This is a genomic window from Burkholderia sp. WSM2232 (genome assembly GCF_000472545.1).
In the GTDB taxonomy this organism is placed as follows: Bacteria; Pseudomonadota; Gammaproteobacteria; order Burkholderiales; family Burkholderiaceae; genus Paraburkholderia.
Map to the genome: position 1 here is coordinate 56525 of NZ_KI421432.1, position 13786 is coordinate 70310.

Annotated in this window: 14 protein-coding genes; 6 read left to right on the top strand and 8 right to left on the bottom strand. The window is 61.3% G+C overall.

Features of this window, described 5'->3' with window-relative positions; translation table 11 throughout:
* Positions 1-19: 19 nt before the first annotated feature.
* Positions 20-1501, bottom strand: a complete 1482-nt coding sequence (gene mctP, locus F757_RS0130050; protein ID WP_027214562.1) for a monocarboxylate uptake permease MctP — start codon at positions 1499-1501, stop codon at positions 20-22.
* Complete coding sequence (locus F757_RS0130055) at positions 1498-1695, bottom strand: DUF3311 domain-containing protein (protein WP_025596763.1); 198 nt, start codon at positions 1693-1695, stop codon at positions 1498-1500. The genes mctP and F757_RS0130055 overlap by 4 nt, the downstream gene beginning before the upstream one ends.
* A 342-nt stretch (positions 1696-2037) precedes the next feature.
* Between F757_RS0130055 and F757_RS0130060 the strand changes: the two genes are divergently transcribed.
* The 3 genes from F757_RS0130060 to F757_RS0130070 are packed head-to-tail and all read left to right on the top strand — an operon-like array spanning position 2038 to position 4715.
* On the top strand, positions 2038-3459 hold the full coding sequence (locus F757_RS0130060; RefSeq protein WP_027214563.1) for a cache domain-containing protein: 1422 nt from the start codon (positions 2038-2040) through the stop codon (positions 3457-3459).
* Positions 3456-4103 (top strand): response regulator, encoded by a 648-nt coding sequence (locus tag F757_RS0130065; RefSeq protein WP_027214564.1) that lies wholly within the window; start codon positions 3456-3458, stop codon positions 4101-4103. The genes F757_RS0130060 and F757_RS0130065 overlap by 4 nt, the downstream gene beginning before the upstream one ends.
* A 42-nt stretch (positions 4104-4145) precedes the next feature.
* Complete coding sequence (locus F757_RS0130070; RefSeq protein WP_027214565.1) at positions 4146-4715, top strand: hypothetical protein; 570 nt, start codon at positions 4146-4148, stop codon at positions 4713-4715.
* Positions 4716-4759: 44 nt separating this feature from the next.
* Here F757_RS0130070 and F757_RS0130075 read toward each other — a convergent pair whose 3' ends face one another.
* The 3 genes from F757_RS0130075 to F757_RS0130085 form a co-directional block, all read right to left on the bottom strand.
* Entirely contained in the window at positions 4760-5245 is a 486-nt protein-coding gene (locus F757_RS0130075) for a hypothetical protein (RefSeq protein ID WP_027214566.1), read from the bottom strand.
* A 22-nt stretch (positions 5246-5267) separates the two neighbouring features.
* A complete protein-coding gene (locus F757_RS0130080; protein WP_027214567.1) occupies positions 5268-6116 on the bottom strand; it encodes an H-NS family nucleoid-associated regulatory protein in 849 nt (282 codons plus the stop codon).
* Positions 6117-6376: 260 nt separating this feature from the next.
* Positions 6377-6715 carry a hypothetical protein gene (locus F757_RS0130085; protein ID WP_027214568.1) on the bottom strand — a complete coding sequence of 113 codons (339 nt, stop codon included), beginning with the start codon at positions 6713-6715 and terminating at the stop codon, positions 6377-6379.
* Positions 6716-6964: 249 nt separating this feature from the next.
* On the opposite strand from F757_RS0130085, the gene F757_RS0130090 reads away from it, so the two are divergent.
* Positions 6965-7273, top strand: a complete 309-nt coding sequence (locus F757_RS0130090) for a hypothetical protein (RefSeq protein ID WP_027214569.1) — start codon at positions 6965-6967, stop codon at positions 7271-7273.
* A 140-nt stretch (positions 7274-7413) separates the two neighbouring features.
* Here the strand turns inward: F757_RS0130090 and F757_RS0130095 are convergent, their stop codons facing one another.
* The 3 genes from F757_RS0130095 to F757_RS0130105 form a co-directional block, all read right to left on the bottom strand.
* Positions 7414-8487, bottom strand: a complete 1074-nt coding sequence (locus F757_RS0130095; protein ID WP_027214570.1) for a DUF6765 family protein — start codon at positions 8485-8487, stop codon at positions 7414-7416.
* Positions 8488-8703: 216 nt separating this feature from the next.
* Positions 8704-9054 carry an FKBP-type peptidyl-prolyl cis-trans isomerase gene (locus tag F757_RS0130100; RefSeq protein WP_198021460.1) on the bottom strand — a complete coding sequence of 117 codons (351 nt, stop codon included), beginning with the start codon at positions 9052-9054 and terminating at the stop codon, positions 8704-8706.
* A gap of 108 nt (positions 9055-9162) precedes the next feature.
* Complete coding sequence (locus F757_RS0130105; protein ID WP_027214572.1) at positions 9163-10017, bottom strand: carbon-nitrogen hydrolase family protein; 855 nt, start codon at positions 10015-10017, stop codon at positions 9163-9165.
* A gap of 212 nt (positions 10018-10229) precedes the next feature.
* Here F757_RS0130105 and F757_RS0130110 point away from each other — a divergent pair, with 212 nt between their 5' ends.
* Both F757_RS0130110 and pdeM read left to right on the top strand, forming a co-directional pair.
* On the top strand, positions 10230-12929 hold the full coding sequence (locus F757_RS0130110) for a ligase-associated DNA damage response DEXH box helicase (RefSeq protein WP_027214573.1): 2700 nt from the start codon (positions 10230-10232) through the stop codon (positions 12927-12929).
* Positions 12926-13588, top strand: coding sequence for a ligase-associated DNA damage response endonuclease PdeM (gene pdeM, locus F757_RS0130115; protein ID WP_027214574.1), 663 nt, complete (start codon positions 12926-12928; stop codon positions 13586-13588). Before F757_RS0130110 ends, pdeM begins: the two co-directional genes overlap by 4 nt.
* The last annotated feature ends 198 nt before the right edge of the window (positions 13589-13786 follow it).

A 13786-nucleotide genomic window follows, 5' to 3' on the forward strand; every position in this document is an offset into this window, starting at 1 on the left:
CTGAGTCAGAAGCGGACGATCAGGCGGTCGCAGCCACTCGCCGAGGCGACACGGCCGAGACGACAAACGCCACCACAACGTTCGCCACGAGTGCGATCAGGCCAATGTAGACGGGATATACCGCATCGCCGAGATGCAGTGCGAACACCGGCTTGAGCCCTTGAGACACCGCAAGCGAAGTGCCGAGCACGATGCCGACCAGCCAGCCGCTAAAGAGCCCAGGCGTGTTCAGGCGACGCGTGTACAGCGAGAAAACGATCGCCGGGAAGATCTGCAAGATCCACACGCCGCCGAGCAGTTGCAGGTCGATTGCGTATTGCGTCGGCAGGAACACGATGAACAGCAGCGCACCGAACTTCACGACGAGCGAGACGATCTTCGCATTGGCCGCTTCGGCTTCAGGCGTGATGTTCGGCGAAACTAGCGGACGCCACAAATTGCGCGTGAACAGGTTGGCCGCGCCGATCGACATGATCGCCGCGGGCACCAGCGCGCTGATTGCAATGGCTGCCGCCGAAAAACCGACGAACCACGACGGGAACAGCGTGCTGAAGAGCGCCGGCACTATGTCCGAAGCAGACTTCACGTGTACGCCGGCCGCGATCGCCATATAGCCGAGCAACGCAATCAAGCCCAGCAGCAGCGTATAGGCCGGCAGGAAGATCGCGTTCTTGCGCACCGTATTCGCCGACGATGACGACAGCACGGCCGTCATCGTGTGCGGGTACATGAAGGCCGCGAGCGCCGAACCCAACGCGAGCGATGCATACGCGGTGAACTGCGCAGGCTTCAGGATGATGCCGGTTGCGCCGCCCTTGGCCTTGAAGTACGTATCCGCTGCGTCGAACACATGAGCGTAGCCGCCGAGCTTGGCCGGAATCAGCCACACCGCCGCAATCACGACGATGTAGATCATGATGTCCTTCACGAACGCGATCATCGCCGGCGCGCGCAAGCCGCTTGCGTACGTGTACAGCGCGAGAATCACGAAGGCGACGATCAACGGCAATTCGCCGGTCACGCCGAGCCCCTTGATCACCACCTGCATGCCGACCAGTTGCAGCGCAATGTACGGCATGGTCGCGACGATGCCGGTCAGCGCGACCGCTGCCGGAAACCACTTGCCGCCATACTCGCCGTGCACGTAGTCTGCTGCGGTGATGTGGTGTTTTGCATGTGCGATTTTCCACAGCTTCGGCATGACTGCGAACACGAACGGGTAAACGATGATCGTGTACGGTAGTGCAAAGAAGCCATACGCACCGACGGAATAGACCAGTGCCGGCACGGCGATCACCGTATATGCGGTGTAGAAGTCGCCGCCGACCAGGAACCAGGAGATGACCGTGCCGAACTGCCGGCCGCCCAGACCCCACTCGTGCAATTGCGTCAGATCCCCGCGTTTCCAGCGAGCGGCAAAGAAGCCGATGACCGTGACAAGAACAAAGAACGCGATGAAGACGGTCATCGCCACCGGATTGACGGGATTCAGGTCGCTCATTTGACACCTCGGTACACGACGTAAATCAGTAGCGAGGTCAACGGCACCCACAGAAACTGATACCAGTAGAAAAACGGAAAACCGGCGAACGACGGACGCGTGTCGTTATAGAAAGGCAGCCACAACAGCGCGATATACGGGAGCAAAAGAATGAGCCAAAGCCAGGACCGGCCGGCCGGTGGGGAGGTCTCCATGTACTTCTCCTAGATCTATTATTGACGCCGCGTTTCAGGACTCACAGTCCCGCGCGCGGAAAACCGGTACGGGCATCGGCGTGGGGTACCCAACCAACGACGCTACCGAAACCGGAGCCTGCTGTTTACCCGTTGCCGGCGCACGAGGAGAAAGAGCATGAACCACGCCCGACATCGTCATACGAATGGCGGAGGTGATTGCGCCGGCAGCACGGCAAAGCGTCCGCGAGACGCCATACGCCGCGGGGATGTAGTATTCGCCTTCGTACGCGTCGTTACAAGCGCGCAACTACGTAAGCCGGCTACGTATTACTACGTAGCCTGGTGGCGGTCTTTTCAACGATGAAACTCAAAGCCAAGATTGTTCTGCTGGCTATCGTGCCCTTCCTCGCGGCTATTTCCAGCATCGAAATCGGTGTGCGCCGCGAAGCGACGGCGCTCGCGCACGCGCAGCATGCGACCACCCAGACCGCCTATATGGCCAGCAAGAAAATCGAGCTCAAGCATTACGTCGAGCTGGCGACATCCGCGATCGCACCGTTGTACGAAGAAGACCAGGACAACGCACGCGACGATGCGCTGCGCCGCGCGCGTGCACTCGGCATTCTGGAGAAGATGGACTTCGGCAAGGACGGCTATTTCTTCGTCTATGACATGCACGGCCGCTCGCTGATGCATCCGCGCGAGCCGGATCTCGTTGGGCGCGATCTGTCGGAGCTGCGCGATCCACAAGGCGTGCCGACCATTCAGAAGCTGCTGGCCGCCGCCGCGCAAGGCGGCGGCTATGTGCGCTATCTGTGGCATCGTCCCTCGACGGGCAAGATGGCTTCCAAGCTCGGCTACGTGGTGCCGCTCGAACGCTGGGGCTGGATGATCGGCACGGGCATCTATCTGGACGACGTGGACAACGCGCTCGCGGACATTGACCAGCGGGCAGCGACCAATATCGACAGCACGATGATGTGGATCGACACAATGGCGCTTGCCGGGCTCGCTGCGATTGCGCTGTGTGCGCTCGTGCTCAATATCACCGAGTATCGCAGTGCGGACGCCAAACTCAAGCGGCTCGCGCAGCAGGTCGTCGAATCGCAGGAAAACGAACGCGCGCGGCTCTCGCGTGAATTGCACGACGGCATCAGCCAGATGATGGTGTCGGTAAAACTGCTGCTCGAATCGGCACTCGCCCGCTTCGAGCGCAGCGAGACGCGCGTGCCCGCTGCCGAAGCCGCCCTGTCGACCAGTCTCACGCGGCTCGGCGATACACTGCGTGAAGTACGGCGCATTTCTCATGCATTGCGTCCCTCGATGCTGGACGACCTTGGCGTGGCGGCCGCAATCGAGCAACTCACGCGCGAACTGGGCGAACAGTCGGGCATTGAGATCGGCTTCACACAGATCACGCATACGCACGCCGCCTCGTTGACGGATGCCGTGAACACGGTGCTGTTCCGTATTGCGCAGGAAGCGTTGACCAACATCGTGCGCCACGCGCATGCGTCCAATGCTGCGCTTGCGCTGGAAATCTCGAACGACGCGGTCACGCTCAGCATCGCCGATAATGGCCGCGGTTTCGACGTCACGCATGCGTTTGTCGGCCGCCGTTCGGGTGTGGGCTTACGGAATATGCGCGAGCGCGTGGAAGCCCTTGGTGGTACGCTCGCGCTCAGTTCGCAGCCTGGCCACACGCTCGTCACCGCGCGCGTGCCGCTCGGCGCTGCGGCAATGCAAGTCGATAGGCAGAGTCTGCAGGAAACCTCTTCATGAACGACACATCACATCCAACCGCCCGCCTGATTCTGGTCGACGACCACCCGCTCGTTCGCGACGGCTTGCGGGCGCGGCTCGAAGCCGTGCGCAATCTCGAAGTGGTCGGAGAGGCAGGCAACGCTCAGGAGGCGCTCGCACTTGCCGCAAGTCACGAACCACATCTGGTGTTGATGGACGTCGGCATGAATGGAATGAACGGCATCGCGCTAGCCGGCATGTTCCATGAGCGTTTTCCCGCCATCCGCGTGCTGATGCTGTCGATGCACGACAACCTGCAATACGTCACCCAGGCCGTGCGCGCAGGTGCCAGCGGTTACGTGCTGAAGGACTCGCCGGCAACCGAAATCATTCAGGCCATCAGCGCGGTGCTCGATGGCAAGACGTATTTCAGCGCCGGACTCGGCGCGCGATTGATCCAGGCGTCGGCCATGCAATCGCCGGTTGAACGGCTTACACCACGCGAACGCGATATTCTGGATGCGCTCGCGGAAGGTTTGTCCAGCAAGCAGATCGCGCAGCGCACTGATCTGTCAGTGCGCACAGTGGAAACGCATCGCCTGAACCTGAAACGAAAGCTCGACATTGAAGGCCAGGCCGAGCTGATCAAGTTTGCGGTTGAGAACCGGCGCACGAGTCGCTAATGCAAAGCATGTCTCGCTGCGCAATGAGTGGAGACAATCACGATGACACGCTTCATGCCGGCGCGGGCACGTACTTTGGAGCGCGCCGCTTCAGGTTTATGTCTTGCGCTGACTTTCGCTGTGTCTGCGGCAAAAAGTGAAGAACCGCGGATTAATCGAGGACATGATCCGTTCTTTCAGATTTCCAAAGCAATAGAAGACTGTCCGGTGCCCTTGGGGCCGCTCGAAACGGAACAGGAATGGCTTGCCGACAGCCATTACCGCATTGAACGCGGCAACAGTTGCTGGATTGAAGGTCGCTGCCGCTTATCGAACGCTTACCTGTACGATAAGGAAATCGCCGAAGCGGTGCAGCGGCGTCTTGCCAATATCAACGCCGCGACTCACTGGCGCGAACAGTCGACATTGTGGCTTACGCTGCAACGCCGGTTCATTTATGTGCAAGGCTGCATTGCGTCAGGCTTCGACAAGCAGACGTTCCTCAGCGAACTCGCGAAGACCGCGGACGTGGAACGCGTGATCGACGACACGACAATTCATCCGCGTGCCTCCCAACTGCCTTATAAAACGCGTGATGACCCGGATCGGCCGGTAGTCGATCCGGGAAACTAGCTCAACTAGCTCATGGCAAAAATAGAATCCAACGGCAACCAAGGCTAACGTACGAGTGCAAATGCCTCGCGGCTCGCTATTTCGGCAGCGCCATACACGCCCACAACGGTGTAGTCCGACGCGACACACTCGAATGTGGAGTCCATAAATGTAATGACGAAATGGCGCTTGCCCAACCCCGGCAATGACACGCTCGAGAGTTCATCCACGAGAGAGGAATGAATCACTTCATGCGCCGAGTATGCGGCCAGACCGTTCGACGCAAGCGGATGAATCCGGAGGTCGCGCTCTCCCGGCGGGCCAAGCCGGTGAAATGCGGCGTCGGGAAATAGCACTGCACAGAAGGGATCGTCGTCGGGATTGAATGGACCGAACCGCTCGAAGTCGGACTCCGCTATCGGATAAGCGAGAATCACGCGGCGGTCGCTCGCGACAATGAATGGCTCGGCAGCGTCGGCTGCCGGATGAGGAACCGACTCCAGCAGGAGAACCTGGTCCTCCTGCCGGGATGATTCGAGCGTGCTCGTCATGTACTTCGCAATTTCCGTACGATTACGCGCTCGCCGCGGTCGAGGCCAGCGGAGCTGCAGCGCTCGTGGCAGGTAGTGAAGCCGCGGCTTTTCTGCGGCCCGGCGCTTTAGTTGCGGTTTTAGTTGCGGTTTTAGTTGCAGCCTTCGTTGCGGCTTTTTTAGCGCTGACCTTTCGCACTACCGCTTTCTTCGCAGCGGTTTTTACTGCGGCCTTTCCACTTCCAACAGTTTGCTTGCCCGCCCTCGCCTTTTTCGCCACCGTTTTTTTCACGGCAGCTTTCTTGCTGACTGCGCCACTCGGGGCGGAAGATTTCACGCTACCAGCTTTGCCCGCCGCCGACGCCGCGCTCACGTCGATCAGAAATTTGCTGCGATCTTTCACCGATGCAAGCCAGGCAGGGGCGGGGCCACGTCCGCTCCACGTCGCGCCGGTAGTCGGGTGACGGTACTTCGGCGGCTGGGCGCCTTTCGGCTGGCCTTTGCCTTTCGCGCGCGTCGCGAGAATGCTGCCGGACTGCACGGCCTGGCTCGCGCCGTCGATCAGAAACAGGTTACGGTTTTTCGCAGCGGCGATCCAACCGGGCGCGCGACCGTGCCCTGTCCAGGTCGCGCCGGTTTTCGGGTCCCGATATTTCGCGACCTTCTGCGCGCCTGCCGCGGACTTCGCTTTGCCGATTCCTGCATGGCCATTAACACCATTGGCCGCGCGCCGCGCTTTTGCTCGTGCTTCGATATCCGCGGTGGTCAGGCCATGCTTGAGCATCAATTCGCGAATCTGGTCGATTGCGATTTGTGCTTTTCTTGCAATCAGGGCGTCAGCTTGCGCCTGAAGCTTCTTAAGCTTTGCCTGAATCTGCTCTAACGTGGGCATTGGATTGCTCCTTATGTGGTAATCGGTCGAACTATGCCATGAATAGCGTAAGAAAGGCATAGGCCACTGGCCGGACAAACCCCAATTCGCTTGCACAACGCATGCTGGAGTACGAAATTTTTTTCTTTGATGCCCTGTGTAGACGCCTTTCGCCTGCCTTCGTTCTCTGCCTGCCCTTCTTTTATGTCGTCTGTATTGCGTGTCGCCTCTTCTCAGCCTGTTCGCCATCTCTCGTGTATTTCCAATTGTTGCAGGCTGGCTCAGGTCGGCGTAAAAACCGCGACCTGACGATCGGCAATGTACCGGACACTGCGCAAGAAGCGGTATTGCTGGTCGTCGGCGGTTATCCGGTTGAGTCCTATGCGGGTCAGCGCCAGAATCTCGTCAGCCTGGCGGGCGTCGATTACGCCTTCGTCGCGCAGATCCTCCAGAGCGTGCGACGGATCGCCAACATAGACGCTGCGCACGTTTGCGCCAATTCTCATCAGAACCACGCTTGCACCCTTGTCGAGCGCCAGTTCCAGGTAGACTGCCAGCGTTCGCAACGACTCGGGCGTGCAAGTCTGGGCCTGATAGATCGCGGCATTCGATGGCGTCATGTCGGTTCCCCGTCACCTGTAGAGAAAAGGCGGCCACTGTGCGTTGCGGCAATAGCCGCTTCTACTATAGGCAAGCATTCGGAGATTCAAAGCTTTCGGATTCATTTTTTAACGCCGCATTGGCCGGTAATCGTGCGTTACCGATCTCGCAATGCTGTTTCACCTGTGTCACAGGCGCCCTTCTACACTTCAGACGTCCATCGGGACAAAGAGCTTTGGCACCGCACATCAAGTGCAAGGAGAAGGGAAATGGACAAGAAGATCGTTGGCGCGGCACTCGGTCTGGCAGTTCTGGCGGTATCGTCGCTGGCTTCGGCACACGTGAACCTGGCCGTCGGCGTAGGCGTTCCGGTCGGCGTGTATGCACCGGCGCCACCCGTCTATGTTGCCCCTCCGGTTGCCTATGGCCCGGCTCCGGTCGCGGTAGCTTATGGCGGTTATCGCCCGTACGGCGACCGCAGCGCGTGGCGCGAGCGGCGTGAATGGAGGGAGCGTGAATGGCGCCGCGAGCATTGGCGCGAACAGCAATGGCGCGAGCATGGGCGCTGGGGTTATTGAAATGGCGCTAGCGGTTTTCAGCGCTAACCAATGAGTACTTTCAACCGAAAGTCAGCCCATAACGGAGCCGCCCCGCATGGCGGCCCGTTATCCTGGCCAGCTCCGGTCGGCCACGCGCGAGGCTTGCGCGAGCAAAGATGTCATGCGATTCGCAGGCCATACGCCGGCAGAACTTCTTGAGTCGTCACGAAACGGTGCTGTTTCACCGCGTCGTGAAAAAGCCGGTAATCGCTTTTCTCGAATGCCTCGGTCCATACAGGTCTCTCGCCCGAATCGTCTTCCGCGCGAAGCCCGGTGGCTTTGTACTTCCATGAGCCCACTCCTTTGGGCACATAATCGGCAATGGCCTCTTTCAGACCCGGAATGCCGCCTTCCCGAACAAACTCGCAGATCGCGCGCAAGCGCTCGTTGTCGTCCATGATCCGGTTCGTATCGAGTAGCTCCGTGAGCGCCGCTTTTACGTTTTCCGGCATTCCCTCTTCGTTTCCAAAGTCTTCGCGGCCGGCCACGTACGCGCGCACTGCGCGGCACGCCATTTCGGCAGCCTCGACGAATTCGGGCAGGTTGTGCCTCTGTATGAACATATTCCTGCCGTCGATGTAATGCCACTTCGCCCACGGCTGATCCGGATAGTGCAAGGCGGCCCCATGACCCACCGGTAGTGCGAGAGTGATCACGTCTTCCTCGACGTGCTGGATCAGGTGCTGCATCGCGAGTGTGAGGTTCGCCACCCAGCCCGTGCGCGTGCAGTCTTGCGCCTCCAGAGAATGGACCCGGTTGCCTGGACTTTCTATGCCGGCGAACCCCTGGTGCGCCCACGTATCCACATACGTATGCAGCGTCACGCCGAGACGGTGCAAACCCGTTTCCGTGCCGCGCTGCCGGATGGCGCGCCGCACGACCTCGCGCGCAACCGCGCTGTCCGCCCGGCATACGGCTTTTTCTTCGAGCGTCGCTCCTTCCCCTGCCGGCAGAAAATGAAACGGCGCCCACACTAGCCGGTTCTGGTCGTTCTCGGTATTCGCGTAGTCGAAGGTCTTGTGCGCAGTGGCAAAACGCTCAAACGTTTCGCCGCCCTGAAACCGTAAGATGCCCGGCGTCGTCGCGTCGTCGACATACTGGCACGCGTGGGCGACGGTCAGCGCCTCACGTTCTGTCATTCCGGCCACACGCGCGACAATGTAGATCACGCCGTAATGGAAGTCTATATTCATGGCAGACGCTCCTCATGCACGTTGAATGACAACAGCAGCATTGGTAAACGAGCGCGTGGGCGGCGAGTTGAAAAAATGTCGTTGTCGATTGCCGTGGCTGTGCTCTTACGTTCTATTCCATCTTCCATCTGGCTGGCGGATAACGCCATGGTCATAAAAAAACCCCGCTGCGTTGCTTCGTAGCGGGGTTGCGTTTCAGCGTACGTGGGCGGCGCCTTATTTGACGATGTCGATTAGTTCGACCTCGAACGTCAAGTCGCTATTCGGCGGAATGGTGCCCACGCCACGGCTGCCGTAAGCGGTGGCAGCCGGGCAGGTCAGTTTGGCCTTGCCGCCCACTTTCATGGTCTGCACGCCCTGAGTCCAGCACGGAATCACGCGGTTCAGCGGAAACGTTGCAGGACCGCCGTGTTTCGCGGACGCGTCGAATTCAGTGCCGTTGGCAAGCGTGCCGCGATAGTTGACCTTGACGACATCCGTGGCCGCCGGCTGCGCGCCAGTGCCTTGCACCAGATGTTCGACCACCACGCCCGAAGGCAGCTTCTCCGTAGTAGAAGCGGCAGCCATTGCCGTCGAGGAAAGTACTGTAGCGGCGAGCAGAGCAACGATAGATTTCAAAACCAGTCTCCAGATGGGTAGGACAGCTCATTCTAGCGCACCGCTCAGCGCGCGCCGTCAATTCAGCCGCAGCACTGAGACGGTGCTCGTGGCCTCGCCACGCGCGACAAAATCCGCGAGCGCAGTTTCGCGTTCGCGGACATCGGCGAGCGCGGCGGGATCGAGCAGCGCGGTAATCACTTCCTCCCGCTCGCGGCTTGCCTGCGCGATCACGTCGCCATAGGGGCTCCAGATCGCGCTCGCGCCGCAGGTGTCCCAGCCGCCGGTCGTCCCGACGTGATTCGACAGCAATACATACAGCGTATTGTCGAACGCGCGTGCGGGGAACCAGATGCGCGACTGGTGATAGCCGGACTTGACGCTGAACAGTCCGCTCACCAGATAGGCGTGCGCACCGTTCACTGCGGCAGTCCGTGCATGTTCGGGAAAGCCCGAGTCGTAGCAGGCGCCGAGCGCGAGCCGCCATCCGTCTAGTTCGAGCATGCAGCCTCGCGTGCCTGGCCGGTAGATCTGCGCTTCGCTTCTATATAGATACTGCTTGTGATACGGCGCAACGTCCTCGCCGCGGCAGTCGAATATCAGCGACGAAATATGCAGGCCGTCCGCGCCGTGCGTGGCCGCGCCGACGACTGCCGCAATGGCGTGCCGGCGGCATGTCTCGCGAAGCGGATCGAGGCGGGCATCCAGTGCCTCGAACGCGTATTTCGCAGGGTCGCCAGCAATCAGGCCGGGCTCATAGCCGCTCAGGAATTTCTCGGGAAAAACCACCAGTCTTGCGCCGCGCTCAGCCGCAATAGCAGTCAATTCGACCGTCCTGGCGATGTTCGCCGCTGTGTCCCCGCAAACCGGCTGTGCCTGCGCGGCCGCAATCTGCAAGGGCATTCGGGGCAACGCAGAGAGCTTGTTATCCACGTAAACTCCTTTGTATCGAAGCGCGACGCCGTGCGCCGACGCAATAGCCGATGGCGTTCAGCCAGGGCGGGTGCAAAGCTCCGGCATTTGAACACGGCGCGTTGCAACCTGTCAGTGCAATTCTTGTGAACCCACGCTTCGCGCACGCGGTCCATAGGGAAGCTGCAGCGACTAATCGCCGTGCGCGAACCCGATGCCAACGAACGCTTGCAATGAACGAACCGCCAGACCCCGATGACCCGGACGTTGCGTTGCCGGCGGCCGTGCCAGAACGGCGCCGCGCGCCGCGGCCGCGACGCATTCCGCGCAGCCGGGAGCAGCAGGCGCGGCTCGATGCCCGTGAACCGGGTTTCGAACCGCTCCCCTTTTCCATCGACGAAGACGAGGCGCGCCGCCCGTTCTCCGCGAAGCTGCACCAGTGGTTCGAAACACGCCGCTGGCAACCGTTCGATTTTCAGCGCGAAGTGTGGCGCGAAATGGAACGAGGCGCGAGTGGCTTGTTGCATGCCACTACGGGCGCTGGAAAAACGTGGGCGGTGTGGTTCGGCGCGCTGGCAGCGTTCACGCGAGCCACGCGCGAGATCGCCACGAATGAGCCGACCGCCCGGCCCACGGCTGCGCCCCGATCCGCGCTTGCCCGCAAGCGGCCCGCCGTCGTGCAGCCTGAGCCGCTCACAGTTCTGTGGATCACGCCAATGCGCGCGCTCGCGGCCGACACGGCCCGCGCATTGCAAAGCTCGGCCACGGAACTCGCCGTGCCGTGGACCGTGGGCTTGCGAACCGGCGACACCACTCCTGCCGAACGCACGCGGCAAAACCGCCGCATGCCGTCCGCGCTGATCACCACGCCCGAGAGCCTGTCGCTCATCCTCACGCGGCCGGACGCACGCGAAGTGCTCTCGCACGTGAGGCTGGTCATCGTCGACGAATGGCATGAACTGCTCGGCAACAAGCGCGGCACGCAAACGCAGCTGGCGCTCGCACGGCTTGCGCATTGGCGGCCCGATTTGCAGGTATGGGGTTTGTCGGCCACGCTCGGCAATCTTCCTTTCGCCGCCGATGTACTGCTCGCGCCCGTCAGGACACCGCGCGTGAGCGTGCACGGTCAGTTGCCGAAAGCATTCATCGTCGATACGGTCATTCCCGACACTATCGAGCGCTTTCCATGGGGTGGTCACATGGGCATGCGCCAGGTCGAGGCAGTGGCGGACGCAATCGGCGAGGCACGCACATCGCTCGTGTTCACCAACACGCGCTCGCAATGCGAAGTCTGGTATCAGGCTCTGCTCGAAGCGCGGCCCGAATGGGCCGGATCGATTGCGCTGCATCACGGGTCGCTCGACCAGGAAGTGCGCGAATGGGTCGAGCGCGGCCTGAAGAACGGCCTGCTCAAGGTAGTTGTGTGCACATCGAGCCTGGACCTCGGCGTCGACTTTCTGCCTGTCGAACGAGTCTTTCAGATTGGCTCGCCCAAAGGCGTCGCGCGTTTGATGCAGCGCGCGGGCCGCTCTGGCCACGCGCCCGGGCGGCCCTCGCGCGTGACGATAGTGCCCACGCACGCGCTCGAACTCGTCGAAGCGGCAGCTGCGCGCGAGGCGGTCGACAAGCGCCAGATAGAAGGCCGCGAAACGCCTGAGAAACCCTTCGATGTTCTGATTCAGCATCTGGTGACCATAGCGATTGGCGGCGGCTTCGAGCCGCAGGATCTATTCGACGAAGTCCGCAGTGCCTACGCATACCGGCAACTGACGCAGAGTGAATTCGACTGGGCATTGAGCTTCGTCGAAGGCGGCGGCACTGCGCTGCGCGCGTATCCGGACTATCACCGCGTGGTGCGTGAAAGCGACGGCCTGTACCGCGTGCCTCGCGAAGATCTCGTGCGTCGGCATCGCAACAACGTGGGCACGATCGTCGCCAACGGCACGCTGAACGTCGCGTATCTTGCCGGTGGCCGCATAGGCGCAATCGAGGAGTCATTCATTTCGCGGCTCAAACCCGGCGACATCTTTACGTTCGGCGGACGCGCGCTCGAGCTGATCCGGGTGCAGGACATGACCGCCTGGGTCAAACGCGCAACGTCCTCGCGCGGCGCGATGCCGCAATGGGCAGGAAGCCGCATGCCGCTCTCGTCCGAACTGGCGGACGCCACGCTCACCATGCTCGCGCGCGCCGCCGCCGGCATCTATGACGAGCCGGAAATGCGCGCGGTTCGACCACTGCTCGAATTGCAGCAGAAATGGTCGGCGCTCCCCGCACCCGGCGTGCTGGTAGCGGAAGTACTCAAGTCGCGCGAAGGGCATCACTTCTTCTGTTATCCGTTTGCGGGGCGCACCGCGCATATCGGTCTGGGTGCATTGCTCGCATGGAGAATCGCGCGGGACAAGCCGGGCACTTTCTCTATTTCAATGAACGACTATGGCTTCGAGTTGTTGTCCGCGCAACGATTTGACTGGGCTGCGGAGCTGGGGAGAGGTTTGCTCTCCGTGAAAGAACTGGATCACGACATACTGGCGAGCCTCAATTCGTCGGAGCTGTCGCGGCGCCGCTTCCGTGAAATTGCGCGCGTGTCGGGACTGGTGTTTCAGGGACACCCTGGGCAGCAGAAAAGCGCGCGGCAACTACAGGCTTCCAGTGGCCTCTTCTACGAAATATTCCGCAATCACGACAGCGGCAATCTGCTTCTCGACCAGGCCGATGCGGAAGTCCTGCTGCAGGAACTCGACGCCAAACGCATTCGCACCGCGCTGCAACGGATGAACGCAAGCCGCCTCGTTCTCACGCACCCTAAAAAGCCGACGCCGTTTGCGTTTCCGCTGATTGTCGGACGTCTGCGCGAGAAAGTCAGCACCGAAAAGCTCGCAGATCGCGTAGAGCGGATGCTCGCGGAACTCGAGAAGGCGGCCCGCGTATGAACCCTGCTTCGTTGGCAGTCGATATTGCGGGCCATGCGCTTGTGCTGTCGAGCTTGCGCGCGGCCTTCGATCCCGCGCTGCACTGCCTTTTCGTCGCGGATGCGCATTTCGGCAAGGACGCGGTATTTCGCGCGCGCGGCGTGCCGGTTCCGGTCGGTTCCACCGCCGACAACCTGATGCGTCTGGACATACTGATCGCCACCTTCGAACCCGCCACGCTCGTTTTTCTCGGCGATCTGCTACATGCACGCGAGGCACACGCCGAGGAAACGCTCGACGCGTTGCACGTCTGGCGCGCCCGGCACGCGGGTCTGCGGATCGTGCTCGTGGAAGGCAACCATGACCGGCATGCGGGCGCATTGCCCTCGACCTTGCGCGTCGACTACGTGCAGGAGCCGTGGCGGATTGGACCGTGGGCGCTATGTCATCACCCCCAGACGGTTCAGGGTGCCTACGCACTCGCCGGTCATCTGCACCCGGTCTATCGCGTCGCGACGCGCAACGACTCGGTCCGCGTTCCGTGCTTTCGTTTCGGTGCGCAATGCGGCGTGTTGCCCGCGTTCGGCAGCTTCACCGGCGGTGCACGCGACGACGGCCGCGAAAGCGACGAAAGAGTCTTTGTCGTGGCTCACGACAAGGTCATTGAAGTGCCGCTCTAGACCCGCACGCAGCGTGTGGCCGGAGCGCTCTCGCCCTACCGTTCGCGGCGAGACGCCCGTATCGGCGAATTGGCGAATTGGCGTATGGGCGAATTGGCCGACACTTCTGCACGAATTTTTCCGCAAGCACATGCACCATTCGCCGCGCTAACGCCGTGAATCGCGCGACTTCGCCGCGCCGAAGCCCGCCCCGCAAGG

Coding starts and splice junctions, on each gene's coding strand:
- F757_RS0130090 (WP_027214569.1), top strand. CDS start 6,965: ATGGACAAGAAGATCGTTGGCGCGGCACTCGGTCTGGCAGTTCTGGCG.
- F757_RS0130060 (WP_027214563.1), top strand. CDS start 2,038: ATGAAACTCAAAGCCAAGATTGTTCTGCTGGCTATCGTGCCCTTCCTC.
- F757_RS0130055 (WP_025596763.1), bottom strand. CDS start 1,695: ATGGAGACCTCCCCACCGGCCGGCCGGTCCTGGCTTTGGCTCATTCTT.
- pdeM (WP_027214574.1), top strand. CDS start 12,926: ATGAACCCTGCTTCGTTGGCAGTCGATATTGCGGGCCATGCGCTTGTG.
- F757_RS0130100 (WP_198021460.1), bottom strand. CDS start 9,054: ATGGCTGCCGCTTCTACTACGGAGAAGCTGCCTTCGGGCGTGGTGGTC.
- F757_RS0130085 (WP_027214568.1), bottom strand. CDS start 6,715: ATGACGCCATCGAATGCCGCGATCTATCAGGCCCAGACTTGCACGCCC.
- F757_RS0130110 (WP_027214573.1), top strand. CDS start 10,230: ATGAACGAACCGCCAGACCCCGATGACCCGGACGTTGCGTTGCCGGCG.
- F757_RS0130070 (WP_027214565.1), top strand. CDS start 4,146: ATGACACGCTTCATGCCGGCGCGGGCACGTACTTTGGAGCGCGCCGCT.
- F757_RS0130095 (WP_027214570.1), bottom strand. CDS start 8,487: ATGAATATAGACTTCCATTACGGCGTGATCTACATTGTCGCGCGTGTG.
- F757_RS0130075 (WP_027214566.1), bottom strand. CDS start 5,245: ATGACGAGCACGCTCGAATCATCCCGGCAGGAGGACCAGGTTCTCCTG.
- F757_RS0130080 (WP_027214567.1), bottom strand. CDS start 6,116: ATGCCCACGTTAGAGCAGATTCAGGCAAAGCTTAAGAAGCTTCAGGCG.
- mctP (WP_027214562.1), bottom strand. CDS start 1,501: ATGAGCGACCTGAATCCCGTCAATCCGGTGGCGATGACCGTCTTCATC.
- F757_RS0130065 (WP_027214564.1), top strand. CDS start 3,456: ATGAACGACACATCACATCCAACCGCCCGCCTGATTCTGGTCGACGAC.